General features: G+C 45.6%; 20 protein-coding genes. 4 read left to right on the forward strand and 16 right to left on the reverse strand.

The genetic code is table 11. The features are described 5' to 3' along the window. Positions 1 to 1,238: 1,238 nt before the first annotated feature. The 12 genes from NST58_RS21615 to NST58_RS21670 form a co-directional block, all read right to left on the reverse strand. Complete coding sequence (locus NST58_RS21615) at positions 1,239 to 2,786, reverse strand: MDR family MFS transporter (protein ID WP_339168738.1); 1,548 nt, start codon at positions 2,784 to 2,786, stop codon at positions 1,239 to 1,241. A 40-nt stretch (positions 2,787 to 2,826) separates the two neighbouring features. After that, on the reverse strand, positions 2,827 to 3,498 hold the full coding sequence (locus tag NST58_RS21620; protein WP_076187581.1) for a hypothetical protein: 672 nt from the start codon (positions 3,496 to 3,498) through the stop codon (positions 2,827 to 2,829). Then, positions 3,491 to 4,177, reverse strand: coding sequence for a hypothetical protein (locus NST58_RS21625; protein WP_076130804.1), 687 nt, complete (start codon positions 4,175 to 4,177; stop codon positions 3,491 to 3,493). Before NST58_RS21625 ends, NST58_RS21620 begins: the two co-directional genes overlap by 8 nt. A gap of 12 nt (positions 4,178 to 4,189) precedes the next feature. After that, positions 4,190 to 4,834, reverse strand: coding sequence for a YhbD family protein (locus NST58_RS21630; protein WP_076130802.1), 645 nt, complete (start codon positions 4,832 to 4,834; stop codon positions 4,190 to 4,192). Positions 4,835 to 5,104: 270 nt separating this feature from the next. After that, a complete protein-coding gene (locus NST58_RS21635) occupies positions 5,105 to 6,952 on the reverse strand; it encodes a fibronectin type III domain-containing protein (RefSeq protein WP_339244179.1) in 1,848 nt (615 codons plus the stop codon). Positions 6,953 to 7,276: 324 nt separating this feature from the next. Beyond that, positions 7,277 to 7,885: a 50S ribosomal protein L25 gene (locus tag NST58_RS21640; RefSeq protein ID WP_076130800.1), complete on the reverse strand. Its 609-nt coding sequence runs from the start codon at positions 7,883 to 7,885 to the stop codon at positions 7,277 to 7,279. 209 nt (positions 7,886 to 8,094) lie between these two features. Continuing rightward, entirely contained in the window at positions 8,095 to 9,060 is a 966-nt protein-coding gene (locus tag NST58_RS21645; RefSeq protein ID WP_036685744.1) for an oligopeptide/dipeptide ABC transporter ATP-binding protein, read from the reverse strand. Further along, the gene (locus tag NST58_RS21650; protein WP_076130798.1) at positions 9,053 to 10,036 is read right to left on the reverse strand and encodes an ABC transporter ATP-binding protein; all 984 of its coding nucleotides are present in this window, start codon (positions 10,034 to 10,036) and stop codon (positions 9,053 to 9,055) included. The genes NST58_RS21645 and NST58_RS21650 overlap by 8 nt, the downstream gene beginning before the upstream one ends. Before the next feature lie 11 nt (positions 10,037 to 10,047). Then, positions 10,048 to 10,971, reverse strand: coding sequence for an oligopeptide ABC transporter permease (opp4C, locus tag NST58_RS21655; protein WP_339168756.1), 924 nt, complete (start codon positions 10,969 to 10,971; stop codon positions 10,048 to 10,050). A gap of 16 nt (positions 10,972 to 10,987) precedes the next feature. Next, on the reverse strand, positions 10,988 to 11,941 hold the full coding sequence (locus tag NST58_RS21660; protein ID WP_076130810.1) for an ABC transporter permease: 954 nt from the start codon (positions 11,939 to 11,941) through the stop codon (positions 10,988 to 10,990). A gap of 64 nt (positions 11,942 to 12,005) precedes the next feature. Continuing rightward, positions 12,006 to 13,754, reverse strand: a complete 1,749-nt coding sequence (locus tag NST58_RS21665) for an ABC transporter substrate-binding protein (RefSeq protein ID WP_339168761.1) — start codon at positions 13,752 to 13,754, stop codon at positions 12,006 to 12,008. 234 nt (positions 13,755 to 13,988) lie between these two features. Next, entirely contained in the window at positions 13,989 to 14,891 is a 903-nt protein-coding gene (locus NST58_RS21670) for a winged helix-turn-helix domain-containing protein (RefSeq protein ID WP_076278176.1), read from the reverse strand. A gap of 2,213 nt (positions 14,892 to 17,104) precedes the next feature. Between NST58_RS21670 and NST58_RS21675 the strand changes: the two genes are divergently transcribed. Both NST58_RS21675 and NST58_RS21680 read left to right on the forward strand, forming a co-directional pair. After that, positions 17,105 to 17,398: a GNAT family N-acetyltransferase gene (locus NST58_RS21675; RefSeq protein ID WP_076134638.1), complete on the forward strand. Its 294-nt coding sequence runs from the start codon at positions 17,105 to 17,107 to the stop codon at positions 17,396 to 17,398. Between the two features lie 81 nt (positions 17,399 to 17,479). Next, a complete protein-coding gene (locus tag NST58_RS21680) occupies positions 17,480 to 18,325 on the forward strand; it encodes a GNAT family N-acetyltransferase (protein ID WP_339244183.1) in 846 nt (281 codons plus the stop codon). Between the two features lie 94 nt (positions 18,326 to 18,419). On the opposite strand, the gene NST58_RS21685 is transcribed toward NST58_RS21680, so the two are convergent. The 4 genes from NST58_RS21685 to NST58_RS21700 all read right to left on the reverse strand — a co-directional run bounded on the left by NST58_RS21685 (position 18,420) and on the right by NST58_RS21700 (position 21,094). Next, positions 18,420 to 19,187: a hypothetical protein gene (locus NST58_RS21685; protein ID WP_076304050.1), complete on the reverse strand. Its 768-nt coding sequence runs from the start codon at positions 19,185 to 19,187 to the stop codon at positions 18,420 to 18,422. 1 nt (position 19,188) lies between these two features. Beyond that, complete coding sequence (locus tag NST58_RS21690; RefSeq protein ID WP_076127609.1) at positions 19,189 to 19,641, reverse strand: flavodoxin; 453 nt, start codon at positions 19,639 to 19,641, stop codon at positions 19,189 to 19,191. A gap of 171 nt (positions 19,642 to 19,812) precedes the next feature. After that, complete coding sequence (locus NST58_RS21695; protein ID WP_036685723.1) at positions 19,813 to 20,178, reverse strand: VOC family protein; 366 nt, start codon at positions 20,176 to 20,178, stop codon at positions 19,813 to 19,815. A gap of 85 nt (positions 20,179 to 20,263) precedes the next feature. Next, positions 20,264 to 21,094: a helix-turn-helix domain-containing protein gene (locus NST58_RS21700; RefSeq protein WP_339244185.1), complete on the reverse strand. Its 831-nt coding sequence runs from the start codon at positions 21,092 to 21,094 to the stop codon at positions 20,264 to 20,266. A gap of 231 nt (positions 21,095 to 21,325) precedes the next feature. On the opposite strand from NST58_RS21700, the gene NST58_RS21705 reads away from it, so the two are divergent. Next, positions 21,326 to 22,189, forward strand: a complete 864-nt coding sequence (locus tag NST58_RS21705) for a class I SAM-dependent methyltransferase (RefSeq protein WP_036685718.1) — start codon at positions 21,326 to 21,328, stop codon at positions 22,187 to 22,189. Between the two features lie 3 nt (positions 22,190 to 22,192). Further along, positions 22,193 to 22,939, forward strand: coding sequence for an RluA family pseudouridine synthase (locus NST58_RS21710; RefSeq protein WP_339244186.1), 747 nt, complete (start codon positions 22,193 to 22,195; stop codon positions 22,937 to 22,939). The last annotated feature ends 614 nt before the right edge of the window (positions 22,940 to 23,553 follow it).

Below are 23,553 nucleotides of genomic sequence, written 5' to 3' on the forward strand. Positions count from 1 at the left end.
TTCATCGCATTTGCTCATGCTGTCGGACCCATTCTTGGATCCATCACATTTGCTCACGCTATCGGACTCAGGTGCACTTATTTCCGGAATTCAACACTTTTTCTCGTGCTGTCGGACTCAGGTGCAGCTATTCACACAAATATAGTCCAACTGCGAGCAAATCCGTGGCAATAAGAGCTATACAGTCCGAAACTACGGCAAAGTAGCTCAGAAATCAGCAATAGCGACTATACGGTCCGCAACACACTTCATGCAGCAAAATCAGGCACTCTTCTCTCGAGAATTCATCGCATTTGCTAATACTGTCTGACTCATTCTTCGATTCATCGCATTTGCTCATGCTATCGGACCCAGATGCACTTATTTCCGGAATTCAGCGCTTTTCCTCGTGCTATCGGACTCAGGCGCAGCTATTCACACAAATATAGCCCAAATACGAGCATATGAATGCCAATAAGAGCTATACAGTCCGAAACTACGGCAAAGTAGCTCAAAAATCAGCAATAGCGACTATACGGTCCGCAACACTCCACCCATCATTCTTAGGCACACTTCTATCGAGAATACATCGCATTTCCTCATACTGTCGGACCCAGGTGCGCTTATTTCCGGGTTTCAACACATTTTCTCGTGCTATCGGACTCAGGTGCAGCTATCCACACAAATATAGTCCAAATATGAGCAAATTCATGCCGATAAGAGCTATACAGTCCGAAACTACGGCAAAGTAGCTCAAAAATCAGCAATAGCGACTATACAGTCCGCAACACTCCATGCATCATTCTTAGGCGCACTTCTATCTAGAATCCATCACATTTGCTCATGTTATCGGACTCATTCTTGGGTTCATCGCATTTGCTCATGCTAGAGGACTCAGTTGCACTTATTTCCGGAATTCAGCGCACTCCCTCATGCAGTCTGACTCATTCTTGAATTCATCGCATTCCCACCTGCTATCTGACTCATTCTTGAATTCATCGCATTCCCTCATGCTATAGGACTCAGATGCTCTTATTTCCAGAATTCATCGCATTTACTCAACCTTCGAACTCAGCTCCCTTACTTCGAGGGTTCATGCTCATTTGTACTCCCAACCACACATAAAAAAGCAGCCTCTCAAATGAGAAGCTGCTCCATCACTTTACAACCCTAGTTTGTTTACACCTAATTCACTGCATTCCGCATAATAAGCACTACATTCCGCTCGTCATTCGAATGCCCGCGCCTTTCGCCACAGCCTAATGCCCGGGCGTCTGATCTTTCCCCTCCGCGGAGGCATCCATTTTCTGGCGCCCCATAAAAAAGGAGGCGAGCAAAGCTAACGCAGCAGGAATAACCGCCCAAGCGAAGGTGTTCGCAATGGAAGAGGAAAGTCCCTCTGTACTTTTGCTCAAAATTTCCGGTGGAATGAGTGCTCTAGTCTCAGGCGACAGCAGGGAATGCGGATCTTTAAAATCCATAACCCCAGCAGTCCCCGCAGAAGCAGCTCCTCCTCCATTTGCTGTGAGCAACTTAGTTAGACTGCCCGAGAAATAATGGCTTTGAATAATGCCAAATGTGGTTATTCCGATGGTCATGCCAAGCGAACGAATGAAATTCAGTGTTGCGCTGGCCGAGCCGCGTTGCTGCGCAGTCAGACCATGAATAGCTGCTGTGCTTAACACAGAGAAGGAAGCGCCGATGCCCAATCCGATTAAAATCATGTACAAGGTAACCAAGAGACGTGAAGCTTCCGGAGTAAGCGTTGCTACCAGTCCTGTGCCGATCACCAAAAGTACAAACGTAGGAATCAGCAGATTGCGGTAACTGGTTTTTGCCATCAGGAATCCTCCCGTTGTGGCGGTAATTACTGAGCCGACCATCATCGGCAGCAGGACAAGTCCTGAATTGGTAGCCGAACCCCCTAATACACCTTGGATAAAGATCGGGATATATACGGAAGCCACGATAAATGCAGCACCACTAAATAGCGCGCACAGAATGCTGACGGCGTACAGTCTTTTTTTGAATAACGCAAAGGAAATGATCGGCTCTTTCGCTCTCGTCTCTACAAAAAGGAACACTGCCGCCAATATAGCAAAAGCTGCAAATAAGCCGAGGATCATCGAGGAGCCCCAAGCGTACTCTTTTCCACCCAGCTCCAACGCAAACATTAAGCAGATGACAGAGCCCAGCAGTGTGCCCGCACCCAGCCAATCAATAGGTTGTTTGGAATGCTCATGTGATTCTTTATAAAAGAATACGACCATCACAAAAGCCAACAGTCCAAGTGGTAAGTTAATATAAAATATCCACTGCCAAGCAATATGATCGGTGATATACGCGCCTAGCAATGGACCAAAAATACTCGATAATCCAAATACCGCACCAAATGCACCGCCCAGCTTGCCCCGTGTCTCCAGCGGTACGGCGTCGAACATTATGGCAAAAGCAATCGGCACTAGCGCGCCGCCTCCAATTCCCTGAATCGCCCGATAAGCAGCCAGCTGAGTAATCGTATCTGCCGTCCCGCAAAGCGCTGAACCCGCCATAAATACAATAATCCCAAAAACAAAAAACTTTTTACGCCCATACATATCAGACAGCTTGCCAAAGATAGGCATCCCCGCCATCTCAGCTACGAGATAAGCTGATGTTACCCAGACAAATTTGTCCATACCGCCTAGTTCCCCAACAATATTGCCCATTGCTGTAGCAACGATGGTGCTGTCCATGGAGGCCATCAGTATTCCCAACAGCAGACCTGCGATTACAATGCCCAGATTGGGCGCTTTGGCAGCACTCATTTATTCCACTCCCCATTGTCAAAAGATCTATAACTATGTGTTACAGCTTTACTTGATGCCTCACTATTGCATTCTTGTGAATCTCCAAAGCACTACGGTATTCCACAGTATCAATCTCACAGTCCACACCGATGATTACCCGATCTCCTCTGACAATATTTGCTTTTGTATTATTCAGCTCTATCGTATCGCCTTCAATGAGCCCAGCCTCAAAAAGCACTTTAGGATTCTGCTTCATCAAATGCAGGAATTTTCCGGTCTTGCTTTTTTTGATCGTTAAAGCACTGCCTCCAACCTCTTTCGCTCTACTTAGACCATATAAATTGATCTCCAGTTGCTCCGCACTTAGCAGTCCTGCCACATTGAGAGCGCCCGAAATACGCAGATGTTCACCTTCACAATCACCATTAACCTCCAAATTACCGTTAAGATGAATATCGTCGATTTTTACGGAGGCTGCTTTAATTTCCCCCTGACCCCGCAAGGCATCGCCTTCAAGATTACCCATAAGTGTCATCTCACCGGTTATTTTCATTTTGGTCATTAGCAGGTTTCCATCTACCCTGGCATTTCCAGTCAGGCTCAGCTTCTCACAATCTACATCCCCTGCAAAATGACCTTCCCCAGTAACCTTAATATCCCGAAAAAAGCCTCCCGCTGAGGTCGTTGTGCCCATTATTTTCAAATTACTCCGAATTGTTTCTTCAGTCACCGATCTTCTCCACCTTTCCAACCTTTGCTTCAGGATGTACTGTGATCTGATCACGATACTCTATCCGCTCAACAGTACAGCCTGGACCTACAATCACAATATTGCCCCTGATAACATCAGCCGTTGTATATTCCAAATCAATAAAATCTCCTTCAATAGTCCGAGCCCGCAGCTCCGATCTTAATTTAGGGATGATTCCACTTAACATTTTGCTCCAGACTCCACTATTCGTTTGCCGGATTACTAGACTCTCCACACCAATTTCATGCGCCTTTCCCTGCCCTTGCAGTTTGAAGTCTACATGTCCTGCACTAAGTAAACCTCCGACACTAAAGCTTCCTTCCCCCGCAAAATCCTCAAGCTCACAATCACCCTTGATATTCAGCATTCCATGAAGTGTGCAGCTTTCTCCCCGAATGCTCTCCCCGACAGTAATCATTCCGTCCACTTTTAGGGAGTTAAAACGCAAATGGCCCAGCACTTTCATCGTTCCATTGCATTCCGCTTCTTCCGCCGAGAGATCATTCTTCAAATTCATATGCCCGTTTCCTTTAAAAATTCGCGTCACGATAGGTCCCGTTACTTTGCCTACACCATCGATTCGCACGCTGTTATAAGTACCTCCTGCCCCCCCGCTGACTCCGTTTATAATCAGATCCGGCAGCTCTCGTTTGTCCATTACACTAACCCCCTATTCAACAAGCTTAAAAGCAAGCTTACCTTTCAATTGTTCTATTACATCTGCACTTAGTATTTTACTGACCAGCTTTACCCCTTCATCGAACCATAACTCCGCTGGTGCCTGAGCCAGAATAAAGGATGACACCCCCATTTTGCGGATAAAAAATAACTCCCAGCTGCCACTCTCAAGATTGGAGGCTTTATCCATTAAGGTTCGAAACAGCAGCTCTGCTTCCTCCATACTCATCTCCCCTGCACTAAGCAGGCGATCTACAGCCAATAAATAAGTGAGTTGATCGAAGCTATATCCATTCTTGACACCGAGCCTCTCTCCAAATTTCCCCAGCGTCATCGACGAAACAATGTTACGTTCTATAATTTCCGCAGCAGATATACTTACTCTGTCAAAAGAAGCCTTATCTGATAGCTTATCAGCCATTTCATCCAAAGAAAGTCCATCTTTCATATTCACAATATTATCGATACGGGACAAAATCATGTCTTTTGGAAAAAAAGTCTCCTGTCCAGTAAACGTAGATTTACGGATAAACCATTCCTCTGGAATCAACTGCTTCCGCTTCCAGCGGTACAATTGCCCATAAGATATACCGGTTAAATCCAATAGCTGCTTCTTTGAGATCAAATCCTCTTCCATGCTTATCACTCCTTGAAGCCATCGTAACATAACACTGTTACGTTGTAAAACCAATAAATTAAACTCCCCTCATACCTATCTACGCTAGTAACCATCGTGTCCTAACGTCTCCCCCAAAGATTTTAAAGCATACCTTAAGAGCAGACCTCCGTCTTGAGAAGGATTTAACGGTCATTCACTATTTTTTCCACAAAAAAAGACTGCCCCCGCCGCTATAAATAGCAGCATGGAACAGCCTTCTCTTAGAATGATTTTTACGATCTGCTAATCTTACTGAACAAAAGTATAATGTGCTGAATCATATTGCGGGCCGGATTTTTCGTAAGTGAACCAGTACTCAATACTGCTGCCAGCGCTTAATCCACTCACCGTCTGCTTCCATGTTCCTGAGTTATTAGTCATCCTGTAATTAAGCTGGGAACCCCCGTTAATCTTGTAATGCACATCTACATAAAGGGCACTGGTTACAGGTGTAATATAGATACTCGCCTCTGTAGCAGAAAGTCTCGTTACCCCTGCTGTAAAGTCAGCCGTCACATGATCACCGCCTCCGCTGCCTCCAGTGGGATTAGTAGTAACTGTTGCGGTATTACTAGCGGAGGATAAATTACCTGCTGCATCTGTAGCTTTTACTGTAAACGTATAGGCTGTGCTTGGAGTAAGTCCACTAACAGTAGCTGTAGTTCCCCCCACAGTGGACACCTGCTGTGTTCCGCGATAAACAATATAACCTGTAACGCCAACATTATCGGTAGAAGCGGACCAGCTTAAGCTAACTCCTGTATCCGTCTTACTGGTTACCGTTAGATTAGCGGGAGCGGTTGGCGCGGTTGTATCCCCAGTATTACCACCACCCGTCAAATATTGACCTGTGAATGGATTAAACCGGTGCAGGGACATTATTAACCAACCTGTGCTGGAAACACAGTTTTGCTGCGCCATCACCCAATAACTGTTGCTGGACCCTTTCAGCGAGTAGGGAATACCCCCAAGCGAAGCACCGCTTGTGCCTTGTTTTTTAATAATCTCTGTATTAATAGCGTCTGCCTTTGAGGCATTGCCTTGCAGATAATAAGCGAGCGACATGAATGCGCTTCCTTCAAACCATACGTCAGCACCCGTATTGCCAATTTGATTTCCGTTATCGTCATACGCTGGCAATACTTCATCTGTCCAGTCAAAATCATATCCGGTGAGCGTATTCCCAGCATCATTGTAAGTAAGCGTCTGCTTGTAACGCGGATTCGCAAGTGTTCCCGGGGTGCCGGAGGCATTTTCCACATAGGTTAAGCTTGCGCCGTAGTTATGTGTTCCGGATACGCCTAAAGCTAATACTCCCCAAGGATTCACGTCTAAAGGTATTTTGGGGTCGATCAGATTTGTATCGTTTTTCCAGCCCCCCTTGAAACGTTTGACTGTGTCATCCCACACATAATTATCCAGGAAGGTTTTGACTCCAGAAGCCGCACTGTTATAAGTGGCTGCCTTTGAGGAATCCACCGAAGCATAATACTGCAATACCCGGTAAATATCGATATTGTGCTCGGTTGAGCTCCAAGGCTCATCGGAATTACTCCAACCACTCCATCCCCCTGCAATACTGCCATTAGCCTTTTTATACTGTAAACTCCAATCTAATGCTTTGAGTGCCATCGGACGATACCGTGAATCATTATATTGCTTCTCATAAGCCATAGCAGCCATTGCCATCCATACAACGGGTCCCACATGTTTACGGATTTCTTCTCCGAAGCCGTTGTTATACCAATAAGAATTCAGCCAGAAGCCTGATGGATCTTGAATGTCCCGCATTTTGTTCAAAACCTGCTCTGCCCGCGTCCGTTCACCCTTTACAATAAAGGCGATAGCTGCAACCGCTTGATCATATGTGTATACAATCTGTTTGGGGTTGTTTGGTCCCCAGAAATCTTCAAAGCTATCTACCAGTCCCTCAAAAGCATACCCCGCTGTTGCATCCTGCTGGGCCTTCAGCCAGATTAAAGCACGATTTGAAGCGTCACTTGCACCATCTGCATTCGCTTTTCCACCAAAGGGTAGAGCTACCCCAAGCACCAGCAAACTTGTCATTAAGATCGAAAACAGCTTCCTCATCTTCATAACTTTCCTCCTCTTAATCATGATGAACTAGGCAATAAGAGTTCTTTGAAGCATAAAAACTAAAGCGTTTTCAAACAGCAACAACAGGGACTTTTGAATATTTTACCATGGTAATTGTCCTCATTTTCAGGCTTAGAAAACCGTTCGTCAACGATTTTATGTAAATTTTTAACTAAATGAGGCGAAACAACCAAAATTGCCATTTGAGAAATCATACGAAAGACCAGCATCATTTTTATGAATTCATATTTATGAAGACAAAATAAAAAGAGCAGACAGCTCCTTTATAAGGATTCTATCTGCTCTTTACTATTTATCTCTATACTATTCTGCTTTATCTTCGCCAGCAGTTTCAGCTACAGCGGGTTCAGCAGTATCTTCTTCTGTTGGCTCTTGCGCTGCTGGAGGTGAAATACGGACAATCAATGTGTCCTCAGGCGTCAATACTTCCCAGCCTTCATGCTTCGGCAAATCAGATACCAGCAATTGATCACCAATATCTAGTCCACTGATATCCACTTCAAAGGATGCAGCTATTTTATCTGGAAGTGTGCGAATATCCAGCTCATGCAATTCAATTTGTTGCACGCCGCCGCTCTTCACACCTACTGGTTCACCTGTAAAGTGGAACGCTACTTTTGTATCCAATTTGGCCTTCATATCAATCTGCTGAAAATCAATGTGCAGCAGTTGTTTGGAAATTGGCTGACGTTGGATTTCTTGAATAACCACGTTCTTTTTGCCCGAGTCTGGCAATTCCAAAGTAAGAACAGCCCGTGGGTTGCTGGCTAAAATACCTGAAATTGTCTTAGCATCCGCTGTAAAGGACTGGCTATCTGAACCTGCACCGTACACGACTACCGGTACAAAGCCTTTTCTGCGCTGTGAAGAAGTCGAGCCGGATCTTTCTGTCAAACGTACTGTTGTATTCACGATGATTCCTCCTAAGTAGGGATTTTATACTAGACCGATTAGATATGTACGCCAACCTAACCACTCTCTAATTACCCCATTGACCTGGCTTTGAAACCTCTCACGACTTTTGAGCCCAGGCAAAAATAAGGTCAAATTGTATTATTATACAATTCAACATTAATTATTCATGTCTTAGGAGTAAATCATTGCTATATTTGTGACAACTATTAAACTAAATGACAAGCTACAAAATGGTTACTGCCAACATCACGAAATACCGGGATTTCAGATCTGCAAACCTCTTGCGCAAAGGGACAACGGGTATGGAATTTACAACCAGAAGGCGGGTTTACCGGACTAGGAATATCTCCCTTAAGTACAATTCTTTCCCTTTTCAGCTTTGGAATAGGAATCGGAACAGCCGACAGCAGCGCTTTGGTATACGGGTGGAGCGGATTCTTAAACAGTTCATCTCTTGAAGCCGTCTCCATCATAGAGCCCAGGTACATGACACCGATTCTTGAACACAAATGCTCCACAACACTCAAGTCATGGGAGATAAACAAATACGTTAACCCTCGACTCTGCTGGAGCTTACTGAATAAATTAATAATCTGTGCTTGGATGGAAACATCCAGTGCTGAAACTGGTTCGTCTGCAATGATCAGCTCAGGATTCAAAACAAGCGCACGGGCGATCCCAATCCGCTGCCGCTGCCCCCCGGAGAATTCATGCGGAAAGCGATCAATATGATAAGAAGATAACCCGCAAGCCGCTAGCGCTTCAAGCACCAGATCTCGCACCTCGGACCTTGAGCATAAACCATGATCCAGTAAAGCTTCACCAATGGCATCACCTATACGAACCCGTGGGTTAAGTGAGCTATAAGGATCTTGAAAGATCAACTGCATTTGGGGTCTAATATTGCGTAATTCAGCGGGCGACAGGGAGTGAATGTCTATCCCTTTGAACTTGATCTCACCTGCCGTTTTATCCGTTAGCCGTAAAATCGTCCGTCCGACTGTACTTTTGCCGCTCCCAGATTCCCCTACAAGCCCAAACGTTTCCCCAGGTTGAAGTGTGATGCTAATATCGTCAACAGCCTTTACATGCCCAACGGTTCGGTTAAGCAGCCCCTTAGTAACAGGAAAATATTTCTTTAAATGATTGACCTCAAGCAGTGCTTCAGGCATGAACAACCGCCTCCTCATACAACCAGCAAGCTACCTTTTGTCTGCTGGCCACCTCTTTAAGCTGGGGCTGCTGGCTGACACATACAGGCATGCAATGCTCACAGCGGTCATGAAAATAACAAGAGGGCACCAGCTCAAGCGGATTTGGCACTTGACCTGGTATGGAATACAGCTCATCCTGTCGCTGATTGATTACCGGCTTCGATTTGAGCAGCCCTTTTGTATAGGGATGTTTGGGGTTGTTGAACAATTCAACAACTTCACCCTCCTCCACAATCTTTCCGGAATACATAACAATCACATAATCGGCCATCTCTGCCACTACGCCAAGATCATGGGTGATTAGTAGAATGGACATGCCCGAGCTATCTTTAATTTCACGCAGCATATCCAGAATTTGCGCTTGAATCGTTACATCCAGCGCCGTAGTCGGTTCATCAGCAATCAATAGCTTTGGACTGCAGGCAATGGCAATAGCAATCATAATCCGCTGCAGCATACCTCCACTTAATTCATGCGGGTAACTATCAGCAATTTGCTCTGGTCGTGATATGCCTACCTGCTTAATCAGTTCAATCGCCCGGATGCGCGCCTGTTTCTTGTTCATCTTCAAATGTACAATCAGCGGCTCCATGATTTGCTCACCGATCTTGATTACAGGATTAAGGGAGGACATGGGCTCCTGAAAGATCATCGCGATCTCATTCCCGCGGATGGTCCGCAGTGTGTTTTTGTCCATTTTCAACAAATCTTCACCCTGAAAATCAATTTTCCCTTGGGCTACCTTGCCCCCGGGTTCCTCAACAAGCCCCATGATGGACATCGCGGTCACGCTTTTGCCGCAGCCTGATTCTCCAACGATACATACCGTCTCTCCCTCGCGAACACGGAAGCTTACATCATCAACGGCTTTCACTTTTCCTTCTTCCGTGAAGAAGTATGTACTTAGACCGTCTATATTCATTAAATCACTCATCTGAGGGTCACCTACCTCTTCTGTTTAGGATCAAGCACGTCCCGGAGTCCGTCTCCAAAGATATTGATCGCGATCACTGTCGCAAAAATCGATAACCCTGGTGGAATCCACAGCCACGGCCGATCCTGAAAGTCGATCATATTATTCGCAGCATCAATCATATTGCCCCAGGTTGGAGTTGGCGGCATAACACCTAGCCCAAAAAAGCTGAGAACCGATTCACTCAATATAGCGCCACCGATGTTAAGGGTAGCCATAACGATCAGCAACGGAACGATATTCGGCAGCAAATGATTAAACAATTTACGCCGGTCACGGAGGCCTAATACTACCGCCGCCTGCATAAACTCACGTTCACGCAGACTAAGCATTTGCCCCCGTACCATACGTGCCATACCCGGCCAGCTAACAATACTAAGCATCAGCATAACGATATACATCCGATAATCCGTTGGAATCTTCCACTCCGATAATAACGCACCAAAAATAAAGAGCAGTGGCAGACTCGGGACCGTCAATAAAAGATCCGCAATCCGCATAATGATTTGATCGGCAATACCGCGGTAATACCCAGCAATAGCCCCCAAAAGAGCACCGATAAACACCGAAAGAACCATTGACGCTAGTCCCACGGTCAGTGAAATGCGCCCCGCCTGCATTACCCGGGTCAGAATATCTCTGCCCAATGCATCAGTGCCCAGCCAATGCTTCATATTGGGTGCCTTGTTCATCATAACCATATTAATTTTGTTATCCGTATAGGGTGAGAACAGCGGACCAATAAAACAAAGCGCAAACATAAAGATCACCACCACAAATCCGGATACCGCCAGCTTGTTCTTCAGCAACCTCCGCATGGATTGCCGGAATAAAGAGGATTTTCCTTTGGTGGTCTGCGGCTTCGCAATCCCAGCTACATTACTTTGAACTGCCACGTCAGCTTCCTCCTCTCTATAGCCGAACTCTAGGATCGGCAATCCGGTACAAAACATCCGAAAGCAACGTTCCTATGACGGTAAGTATGGCAATAAACATCGTAAAGCCCATCAGTAAAGGATAATCCCTTAGTCCGAAGGACTGCATATACAGTTGGCCAATCCCAGGCCAATTGAATATTTTCTCAATAATAAGTGATCCGCCAAATAGTGCCGGAAGCTCAAAACCAACCAGTGTAATTGCGGGCAGCAAGGCATTACGTAAGGCGTGTGTAAAGAGCACCTTGCGTTCTTTCAGGCCTTTGGCGCGTGCCGTACGGATATAATCCTGTTTTAAGACATCGATCATATTGCTGCGAAAATAACGGGTGAGCGAACCTAATCCCAGAAGGGTCATAACCACAACCGGAAGGGTCATGTGCGTTACTATCTCCTTAAAGTAAGCCAAACCCGTAGCATTACTACCCGTGGTGATTATTCCACCTGGAGGCAGCCACTTGAGATCGACGGCCAGGATTTTGATCAGGAATAAGCCTATAAAAAATGACGGCAGCGACATGGCTGCGAATATAGCGATCATCACGAGTGTATCGAACCATGAATACTGCTTATAGGCAGAGATGACGCCAATAATGACCGCAATCACCCACGTCAGAAACGTAGATACGGCAGCCAGCAGAAAGGAATTCCAAATATAATCATTAAAAAGCTGCAGCACAGGCTTTTGTTGGGCTAAGGAATACCCGAAATCACCATGCAGCGCATTCTTCATCCAGATCCCATACCGTTCAAGCACAGGCTTGTTTAAGCCGTAGATTTCACGCAGCTCAGCTTTGCGTTCAGCGGTCAATTTAATATTTCCGGTTATGAAGTCACCGGGAGTTGAAGCATACAGACAGAAGATCAATAATGATGCCGCAAATAAGATGATGACCATGTACAACAGTCTTTTCGATAAATAAGCGCTCATGACAGACTCCTTATGATTCGTCCCCTGCCCTTGAATCCAGTCAGGGCAGGGGACACTGGTTTATTTATTTCAGGCTCCAAGTTGGCAGACTGCCAGCAAGACCGATGAACGGGCTGACCGAGAGATTCTCAATACGTCCGTTATAGGCGTATACTGTCTTTTTATAACTTGTAAAAATAATAGGCAGTTCATCATTGAAAAGCTGATACAGCTCTTTATATACCACTTTGCGCGCCTCAATATCAGTAGTGGCCAAGGCTTTGTTGTACAGCTCCAGGAATTTCGGATTGTCATAATCCGTGATTTCTCCATCGAAGAATTGCATGAACCCGTCAGACGGATCAGTCAACATGCTTGTGGAGAAGGATACGAGATCGTAGTCCCCACCTTCTACTTTCGATACCAGTGAGTTAAAGTCTGCGAAAACCTCAGGCTGGAATTCGATACCCAGCGCTTCAAAATTCTCTTTAGCTACAGCGATGAAAATATCTGTGTTTTTACTCTTCGAACCGAGGTAATGGATGGACAGCGGTTTGCCATCTTTTTCACGGATACCCCCCGCGCCTACCGTCCAGCCAGCTTCATCGAGTAATTGTTTTGCTTTTTCCGGATCATATTTGTAAGGATTAATACCTTCCTCCGTGTAAGACCAAGAGATAGGGGATGCCGGGATGTTGGCAATAGAACCTGCACCTTGTGCTGCATCCACATAAATACTCTGACGATCCAAACCGTACACAATAGCTTGACGTACAAGCTTATCCTTGAGCTGCTCATGCTTCAGGTTAACTTGCAAGTAACCATAGGTACTTGGAGTGTAAGGAATAATATTCACAAAACCGAGTGCTTTCAGCTTCTCGATATTCTCGTCTGTCGCACTAAAGGAAGCGTAGTCCACTTCACCAGTTTCTACGAACTGCCATACGTCGCCTTCCGTAGTTTTGTAGATGAAATGCTCCGTCTTTGGTTTACCTTTGAAATAATTCTCATTCGCTACAAAACGCACTTCTTGACCTGGAATAAATTTTTCCAGCTTGTAAGGTCCATCGCCAAGTGGCTTCTCATGCAGCTTTTTAATGTATTCAAGATTTCCAATTTTATAGTCCTTGCCATAGTAAGCTTTCGACAGTACATTCGAGCCGAGCTGTACCAGCGCCGTTGCGTTTGGTTGCTCAAGGGTTGCTGAGATCGTCTGTGGATCAATTACTTTAATGCCCTCAACTGTAGGGGATGTACCTTCCTTATAGGCTTTGCCGCCTTTAACATTTAGCGATGGAAGCTGGGAGCTACCATCATACGATTTGTCGTATTGGATCGTCCATGTAAATGCCACATCATCCGCTGTTAACGGTGAACCGTCGCTGAATTTCAAATCTTTTCTCAAGTGGAACGTGTATGTAAGCTGATCATCCGAAACATCCCAGCTCTCCGCAAGTTCCGGCGTTGGAACGCCTTTGTCATCAACAGTTACGAGAGATGCGTATAGCAGTGAAGAGACATTGCCATCATAACCACTTTGTTGAAAATAAGGAGTGAACGCTCCGCTTGGGTCCGTAAGTCCGACGATAATGGTATCTGTACGTTTTTGGGCCACCGCTGGAAGTTTGGATAAATCCGTGGCAGTAAAAGGTTCGCTTAGAGCACCCGCAGGAACAATCTCTGGTGCAGTGGTTGCTTCCACATTGGTTGAATTGGAGCCTGCAGCCGCATTGTTTGCGGATGAGGATTCGTTATTACTGTTGTTAGCGCAAGCAGAAAGTAACAGTGACCCCGTAAGCAGTAATGAAGTGATTACAATCGCATTTTTTCTCATGTACCTATCTCCCTTTTCTCTCTGAATAGAATAATAACTATAATTCCTACCCGTTAAGTATGAATAACATCTGATGTTCATTATAGAAAGGTTTTCTAGTTCTGTAAAGAGAGAACTTCAAAAAAATTCTCCATAAACAGAATTAGGCGATAATTAAAATAAATAAAAAAAGCCAAAACTCTCTCTGCATAAGAGAAGTCCTGGCTTTCAGGCGGTTATATTTTTTAAAAATCATTATTTCAAATACTCGAATAGCTGCTCATTCATCCGATGAATGCCTTCAAGACGCAGACTGTATCCGGTGACATTCTCCCCTTCAATATAGGCATGAAGTAAACCTGCACAACGAAGATTAAAAATATGATCATGCACAATCCCCTTCGAGATCCCCGCATGCTTAACAATTTCGGTAAACGTCTTACGGCCACCACTAAGGGCTTGGAGGATTTTTAGCCGGCTTTTTTCACTCAGACTACGGATCGCTCTGTACATAAAAGGGGAGATTTCCTCATTCTCCATCGATATCCACGCCGCATAATGGCAGATCGTTAATTCACCGTAGCAATAGATAATATTAGCAGGCTGAAAATGATACTGTGGAATCAGTACGAGCTTCTTAAGCCCATCCGTAGGCATGAAGTAAAATCCGTTGGTCGTCTTGTTCACGAAATCCGCAGTGTCCAGTCCATTAAGCTCCATGTTCTTGGAATCCGCATGCTGCTGTAGTTTGCTCAAAATCGCAGGATTGCATTGGCTAAAGTACTGGCGGTTCCACTCGGAGAGTAAAAATACTACGCGGTTACGGTAATCCTCCATATGGCTTGGAAATACCTTTACATATTTTGATAAGGTCTCATATAACTCGCCAACCGATAACCCTTCAATCCAGTTCAACACACTGTCTACATCATCTTTAAATGGACAACAGTAAATGAGCAGATTCAACATTTTCCACTCATTGTTTAGTTCGGTTTCTTTCAAACGGGATAACAGCTCTTCACTGAGCGTGCTTTCAATTTCATTAGCCCACGCTACCCCTAAATCAATCTTCTTATAGGATTTTTTGCAGAGATAAGTATGTAAGCTGTTCAACAATTCATAAATCGATCCAAATTCAACCTCAACCTTGTATTCCACAATGATTCCTCCTGCTAGCGGTTCTTTTCAGTAGTGAGATATTCTCTTAATCTTATTGTATTATCCTGAGAATACGCAAGCTACTCTATAAACGGGAGTGCATAAAAATTCATTAGCTGCTATTTCAGCACCGAATTCTCTGCATTGCACGCTGGTTTAGCTGTCATTTCCGCGAGCGTGGACGCTATCGGACTCTGTAGAGCTTGTGCGAATAGCGTCTGCCGTAGGCTTCAGCGCGAGATCAAGACTCTGCGCTATCGGACACAGTTGACCTTGTGCTAATAGCGTCTGCTCGATCCTTAAGCTCCAGCGCGAGATCAAGACTCTGCACTATCGGACTCAGTTGACCTTGTGCTAATAGCGTCTGCTGGGTCCGTAAACATCAGTGGGAAATTAGGACTCTGGTCCATAAGCATCAGCGGGGGATTAGGATCCTACGCTATCGGACACAGTTGACCTTATTCGCAGTATTATCCCATTTTCAGCATGCTATCGGACTCCATAGGCGCTATTGACACTATAAATGCCTATTTCGTGCCTATTCCAAAGGAATAGCTGCACTGGGGTCCGAAACTTTACTCAAAAGGCTAAATATGTGCGAATAGCGTCTGCTGGGTCCGTAAACATCAGTGGGGAAATCAGGAATCTGGTCCATAAGCATCAGTGAGGAATTAGGATTCTGGTCCGTAAGCTTCTGCTGCGGATCCTACGCTATCGGACTCAGTTGACCTTATTCGCAGTATTATCCTGTTTTTTGCGTGCGATCGGACTCCATAGGCGCTATGGGCATTAAAAATGCCTATTTCGCGCCTATTCCAAAGGAATAGCTGCACTGGGATCCGAAACTTTACTCAAAAGGCTAAATATGTGCAAATAGCGTCTGCTGGGTCCGAGAGGTTCTACGAAGGTTTAGGATGTTGTTCCATCGGTCAGTTGACCTTGTGCAAATAACGTCTATTGGGACCGTAAGCTTCTGCGACCGATTGGGATCCTACGATATTGGACACCTATCGGACACAGTTGACCTTATTCGCAGTATTATCCTCTTTTTTACGTGCGATCGGACTCCATGGGCGCTATTGACACTATAAATGCCTATTTCGTGCCTATTCCAAAGGAATAGCTGCACTGGGGTCCGAAACTTTGCTCAAAAGGCTAAATATGTGCGAATAGCGTCTGCTGGGTCCCTAAGCATCAGTGGGGAATTAAGACTCTGGACCGTAAGCTTCTGCGACCGATTGGGATCCTACGATATTGGACACCTATCGGACACAGTTGACCTTATTCGCAGTATTATCCCATTTTCAGCATGTTATCGGACTCCATAGGCGCTATGGGCATTAAAAATGCCTATTTCGCGCCTATTCCAAAGGAATAGCTGCACTGGGGTCCGAAACTTTGCTCAAATGACTAAAAATGTGCAAATAGCGTCAATTGGGTCCGTTAGATTCCGCAGAGATTAGGACAAGCGAGAGTTAGGGGTTCGGGGTTCCATGGATCCAGCGTTCTGAGGTTCCGAGTTCCAAGGGTTCCGGGGTTCCGGGGTTCCGGGGTTCCGGGGTTCCGGGGTTCCGGGGTTCCGGGGTTCCGGGGTTCCGGGGTTCCGGGGTTCCGGGGTTCCGGGGTTCCGGGGTTCCGGGGTTCCGGGGTTCCGGGGTTCCGGGGTTCCGGGGTTCCGGGGTTCCGGGGTTCCGGGGTTCCGGGGTTCCGGGGTTCCGGGGTTCCGGGGTTCCGGGGTTCCGGGGTTCCGGGGTTCCGGGGTTCCGGGGTTCCGGGGTTCCGGGGTTCCGGGGTTCCGGGGTTCCGGGGTTCCGGGGTTCCGGGGTTCCGGGGTTCCGGGGTTCCGGGGTTCCGGGGTTCCGGGGTTCCGGGGTTCCGGGGTTCCGGGGTTCCGGGGTTCCGGGGTTCCATGGTTCCGGGGTTCCTGGGGTACCGGGGGTTCCAGCGTTCCCAGCGTTCCCATCATTCCAGACTTCCAGACTTCCAGCGTTCCCAGCTTACCAAAACAAATACTCGAGGTTAGTTAACTCTCACTTGCTCATATTCTGCTATAGCCATGTTGCCCACATGAACAAAAATGCAGTGCAGCGATCCTCGGGTAACAAGGAAAACAACAATCAGCCCGAAGAACAATCAATCTGGTTCGCTCCTCGCTTTTTGCAATTCATGGTAGTAAAATATAGGCAATAACTAATTAGGAGTGAAGCCATAAGATGCAAATTCAAAATGAAAACGGACGTTTTTTTGTTGCTAATGACGGTAAGGACCTTGCCGAAATCACATACAGTTTAGATAAAGAAGCCGGGGAATTGGTCATTGACCACACTCGTGTCTCCGAAGAACTGCGCGGTCAAGGTACTGGACAAGAGCTTGTACGTGCTGTTGTGGACAAGGCTCGGAATGAGAATTTAAAAATTGTACCCGTATGCTCCTATGCTGCGCATCAATTCGAGAAGCACCCGGAGTACAAAGACGTGCTGAGCGGGAATACTGGCGGGAGAGCTTAAACCTGCTCCCGTTTCCGCGAAGCTTTTTTAGTAACTATGCGAACTTATAATAGTTCAAATACACTTTAGGGGGAAACGGGTTTGACGACTGTCGACACTTTTAAGAATATTGAGGAATTACAACAACGCTGTGAGCAATATGAAGGAATCTCATTAAAACTGAATTGGGATATGCTCCGCCAGCCATCAAGCGCAGGTGATACGGAATGGCTCGTGACTTATGAGGACGAATTACTGGTCGGTTTCTTGGGACTCTATGGTTTTGGAAGCGATATGGAGGTCTGTGGCATGGTTCGGCCAGGCTACCGTCGACGCGGAATCTTCACCTCTCTGTGGAACCGAGCACAAACCATAATCAAGCGCAATAAAGTCTCTACTCTTCTTCTAAATGCACCCGCCGCTTCTTCATCTGGAACTGCTTTCCTGCAAACCTTGCCTCTGCAGTTCAATCACGCTGAATATCAAATGAAATGGGATGGCAATTCCATGGTGTCATCTGATGTCAGCTCAGCAACAGGGACTGTCGTCTTACGGCCAGCTCGTGAAGAAGAGGCACACATTCTGGTCGAACTGGATTGTGGAGGTTTTGATATGAAGACAGAAGATGCTGCAGAGCAGTATGAGTTGCACAAACAGGAAGGTATGCAAGAGAATATTATGATCGAGATGGACGGCAGGCCTGTTGGGAAAATGCGAGTGTGGACTGAAGATAATGAATCCTGGATCTATGGATTTACAGTCGACAAAAAGCTACGTGGGCTTGGCATTGGCCGCAGCGCCCTTCTTCAGACCATCGAACGAGAGCGCAAAAATTATAATGGTGTAAATCTGGAGGTCGCACTGGATAATCCCAATGCACTTAAGCTGTATGAGAGCTGCGGCTTTGTCATTCAGAATAAACAGGATTATTACCGATATATCGACTAATCCCCAGACCTACTCTTGAGATTTTAATAAAGCAGTCACAATAAGACCTCCTTACTTGCTGGTGTTCTAACCTGCAGATAAGGAGGTCTATTTATTATAGTAAATAATTCGCTTCGCCTCTCTCATTTCTACGATCGCTGCAGCTTAAGGAACCGTCAGCTAACACTTCCCGCTCAAGAAATACGGATAACAGACGCACATAATCCAGTGACTCCATAATCGAGATTGCCTCTCCATCAAAGCAGTATTTACGTCCATCCAGCAGCGAGAAAACTTCCACGGTCTCCGCTGGCTCACCATAAGCATGATGGCAAAAAACATTGGCCATATGCATAAATCCAGTGATGATATCCTCATTGCCATTAACCATAAATTTCTGAATGTTCACGCTTCGGCCACTTTTTGAAGAGTTCCAAGCCAGCTGCGTAATCATCGATAACTCCAATTTCAGCGCTGGAACTGGGACATGCCACTGTTCATATAACATCACTGGAATCTCCTGTAGATGATTGCTTGAAACGATACGCATAAGCTCATCAGCTACACTCGTTTTGATATCCCAATATTGCAAAAGGGAGGGAAAAGCATCTCCCCTAGGAGGCCATCGGCGTTCTAACAGAAATTGTATAGGTGTCTCTCTTCGCACTTCCGGCAACAGACTATAGAAGTCATTAAGTGTATGCCCCACAGCATATTGAACCTGCTGACGCCAGCGTGGGAGCCCCGTCGCTGGAGCTCCGCTAGCTAAATTCTCAGTCCCGCCCAGCATAATATGCTCCATGCGATAATCGTGCAGCCGTTTATACGGAGGGCTATGTACATCCCTTGGTTTGTTAAACCAACTTCCCACTGGCCCACCCATCTTAGGTTACCGCCATACAGGCTTCGATGAATTGACGTCCGAATTGACGGCAGGCTTCTTTTTCGGCAGCATTAGGGCCATACTCAATCTTTAGGCTATCTTGCAAAATGACTGCTCCACGCTCCTTTAGCTTCTCCTCGATAACATCCACTGCCCCACAATAAATGGCGTAGCCTGTATCTCCACTACCAAAAACTGCTGACTTCATAGCAGTCAAATCAAGTTCATCCATCTCCTCATAGAAATCAAGAGATTCATCCGGCAACTCTCCGTCTCCCCAAGTGTATGCCCCTAGCAGAACGCCTTCATATGATTTTATCTCAATCGCATTACATTCAGTGACCGACTTCAAAACAGCCTCACCGCCTGCTTGGCGTATTCCTTCTACAATCAATTCAGCCATTTCCTCAGTGTTGCCAGTTAAACTAGCATATGCCACAAGCACTTTAGCCATAAACTCCTGTTCCTCCCCTACTAACACCTTAAATTTAAATCATATACGCTTCACCTCATTCTATTTGATAATGATTATCATTGTCAATAAATAAAGTTAAAAAAACGCAAACTCCCCGTTATTACACACGGTTGAGGTTTGCGCTCCGTCTCATTTTTCTTAAAAAGAAGCTTAATAAGCACCTTCCAGCAAGGTTATGTGATTCCCATCAGGATCACGAAAATTCATTTCTTTACCGCCATATTCCATCGTAACAGGTGGCTGACAATCCAGTCCCTTAGCTTTCAACTGCTCGTATGTCTCATCCAGATTATCACAGCCGAATACTAAATTAACAAAACCTGTCGTAAGATTTTCCCACTTTGCAGCATCCCAAATAATAATTCCCGGCTGTTTCTTGTCAAAACCAAGCTTTGCCCCGTCGAAATTACCGTAACCTTCGAAAGGCATAGGAATTCCTAGTACCTCCGTATAAAATTTAGCTGACACCGCAGTATCTTTAGTGTAAATGTTAGTCCCTTCAAAAGACGAAATCATAACTTGTCCCCTCTCATTCTCATAATATGTCTCATTTCTTACTTGGGTTTAGTCTAACAAGGTTGACACGCTTTGTATTGCAAAATTACGACATTCTTCGGTCTGCATAGACCAAGGCTTCAAGTGGGGTTCTTCCTGCATATTTTTTGAAATTATTGATAAAATGGGACTGGTGACTGTAACCATACGCGAAAATAAGATCCTGCATATTCTTCGTCTGCCCAGGTAAATGACACATCTCCCGCCATACATTCTGAAACCGCACGAGATCTGCTGTTTTTTTGGGCGATACACCTATATATTCTTGAAAAAGCCGTTCAAGTTGTCGTCTGCTTAAATTAGAACTGGTCTCCAAATCCTCTGCGGTCACAATCCCTTTTTGTTTAACCATAGTATAGACTGCGTTCATCATCCGATCGTTAGTCCGCCCTCTACGCTCAAGACGACGAAGCAGATAGGCTTCAGCGGCTGCAATCCTTTCGTCCATCGAGTTTACTTTCTCCAATAGATGACCAAGCTCTTTTTTAAAAGTGCCAAAATATTGTTCTACATCGACATGTACGTTCAAGACATTCCGCAGATGATCATCTGCAAAAAAATGAACCGCCCAGAAATGAAACCGGATACCAAAGGTTGAACTCCCCCCTGGCTTTCTGTCTGAAGAGACTTCAAATGGAGTGTCATTAATGCCGGAGAAAAAAGTGTTTGTATTGCCTGATTCTCTATCCAAATCCCAAATAATATCCATACAGGTGTCCGGAATTATTGTCTCCGTCTCAGGTTGTTGTATAGACTCCACATCTACAGAACCCCAAAAACAGCGAATAAACGGCTGCAAGGCATGGCTGGGCAGAAACTCACTAGTGTGGTTGGGTTTTGCAGTTATAGGGAAATACAGCGGTGAGAGATTAAACATAGCTTTAGTTCTCCGATCGTAAATAGGGTAAGAACTCTACTATCTGATCATACACAATCAAGTCATGAAGCACCAGTTGAAAAGCCGCATAAGTATGGGAATATTATACACCTCATTAGCATTGGACAAAATAATTGGTGAAGCTGGCTGAGGCGTAATTTGTTTGTAGCAATCAGGTGAAATGTTGTACAATAAAGGCTAAATGAATTTTTTTGAAGGATGGATTAAATCATGTATATAGCGAGCGATTGGAAAGACTATGAAGTAATTGATACAGGCGGTGGAGAGAAGCTCGAACGCTGGGGCGATATTATCTTGCGTCGTCCTGATCCACAGATTATTTGGCCTCTAAATAATGAGACCGCTAAATGGCGTGATGTGCACGGACATTATCACCGTTCCTCCGCTGGTGGCGGACAATGGGAAATGAAAAAAACCATTCCGGACGATTGGAAGATTAGCTATGGTAAATTAAAATTCCACTTACGTCCTACAAACTTCAAGCATACAGGACTATTCCCGGAACAAGCAGCCAACTGGAGCTGGATGATGGACAAGATTGCAGCGGCTAACCGTCCAATCTCAGTGCTGAATCTTTTTGCTTACACAGGTGGAGCTACTGTGGCAGCGGCGAGTGCCGGTGCGTCTGTCGTTCACGTGGATGCAGCCAAAGGTATGGTGCAGTGGGCGAAAGAAAACGTTCAGCTGTCTGGTCTTGGAGAACGTCCAGTCCGCTTTATCACGGATGATGTATTCAAGTTCGTACAACGTGAACAACGCCGCGGCAGTAAATATGACGCGATTATTATGGACCCTCCTTCTTACGGAAGAGGACCTGGTGGAGAAATGTGGAAGCTTGAATCAAGCTTGTACCCTTTCCTTGAGAGCTGTATGGAGATTATGAGCGACAACCCATTGTTCATGCTCATTAATTCCTACACCACTGGAATTTCTCCAACTGTACTGCGCAACATGTTGTCCATGACCATGGGCAAACGTTATGGCGGAAAACTTACCTCCGGCGAAATTGGTCTTCCGATCACCTCCTCCGGCATGAACCTGCCATGTGGTATCCTGGGTCGCTGGGAGGCGTAAGCCATGACACACCATAGTTCCGGCAACAATGAGGCTGTAAGCGGCGGATCGCAACGCTTTGAAGTGTTGTACGAAGACAACCATCTTCTGGGGATTGTAAAACCCGTGAATATTCCTGTTCAGGAGGATGCAACAGGAGATCCTGACCTGCTGAACCTGCTGAAAGAAGATGTGAAGGAACGTTTCAACAAACCCGGCAACGTCTATATCGGTCTGGTCCACCGTTTGGATCGACCGGTTGGGGGAGCAATGATTTTTGCCAAGACTTCCAAAGCGGCTTCAAGACTATCCGAGAGTGTCCGTACTCACGGCTTTCATAAGGTGTATTTAACAGTCGTGCATGGTAAACCGCCAGCCACTCGTGGCCGTCTTACAGATACGCTGCTTAAAGACGCAAAGAGTAACACCGTCACCGTGGTTCGAAAAGGAACTCCCGGCGGCAAGGAAGCAATTCTGGATTACACAGTGCTTGACAGTGCAGAAGGATACAGCCTGCTTAAGATTGATTTACTTACAGGGCGTTCCCACCAAATTCGGGTGCAGCTGAGTTCGATCGGCTGTCCATTATACGGTGATCAGAAGTACGGCGCTTCAGTGAACAGACCGGGGCAACAAATTGCGTTATGGTCAGCACTTGTAGGATTCCCTCATCCTGTTACTAAAGAAGAAGTGGAACTCATCTCTCTGCCCCCACAAACCCATCCTTGGGATCTGTGGCCGCGTGAAACACTACAAGAAGGGCTGTCCTGAAGCAGCCCTTTTTAGGCAATGAAACAAACCCTGTTATTTAAAACAAGGCAGTGATTCTCCGGTTAGTGGAGAATCACTGCCTTGTTTTTGGTTCTGCGTCTGCTACTTGATCAGAGACTATGGGAAGAGGGTCCACGCTGGAGTGTTCTTCCTAGCTCCGCACGAATGCTTAGTCCGATTATTCCAGCCGGGCATGGAATATCCCTTCGAGATTAAACATCATTTTGAGAGATTAAACATCCTTTCCACCTTCCAGCCTGAACTTAGCTAACGGTCCACCGCTCTGTTTAGCGATGGATCAGCAGTGGTACAGTAGTGGTACAGTAGTGGTACAGTAGTGGTACAGTAGTGGTACAGTAGTGGATCCTAGTTGGAATCTGAAATGAAAGTAAGATAACTGCACTCTATACACTTATTCCGAATAAAAAAACAGTAGGTCGGATTTTAAGTGTACTCTTTACAACTAAAAATCAGGGAAACTGTAAAAAGAGAAGTAAATCAAAAAAATAGTTGTATAAAATACAGTTATATTACATCAATCGAGTAAATAGCAAACAATAGCTGTACAAAATACAACTAAATACATCTAGATGCCTCTAATTGCTCTAAAACAC

It is taken from the genome of Paenibacillus sp. FSL R10-2796 (genome assembly GCF_037965315.1).
Taxonomy (GTDB): Bacteria; Bacillota; Bacilli; order Paenibacillales; family Paenibacillaceae; genus Paenibacillus_AQ; species Paenibacillus_AQ odorifer.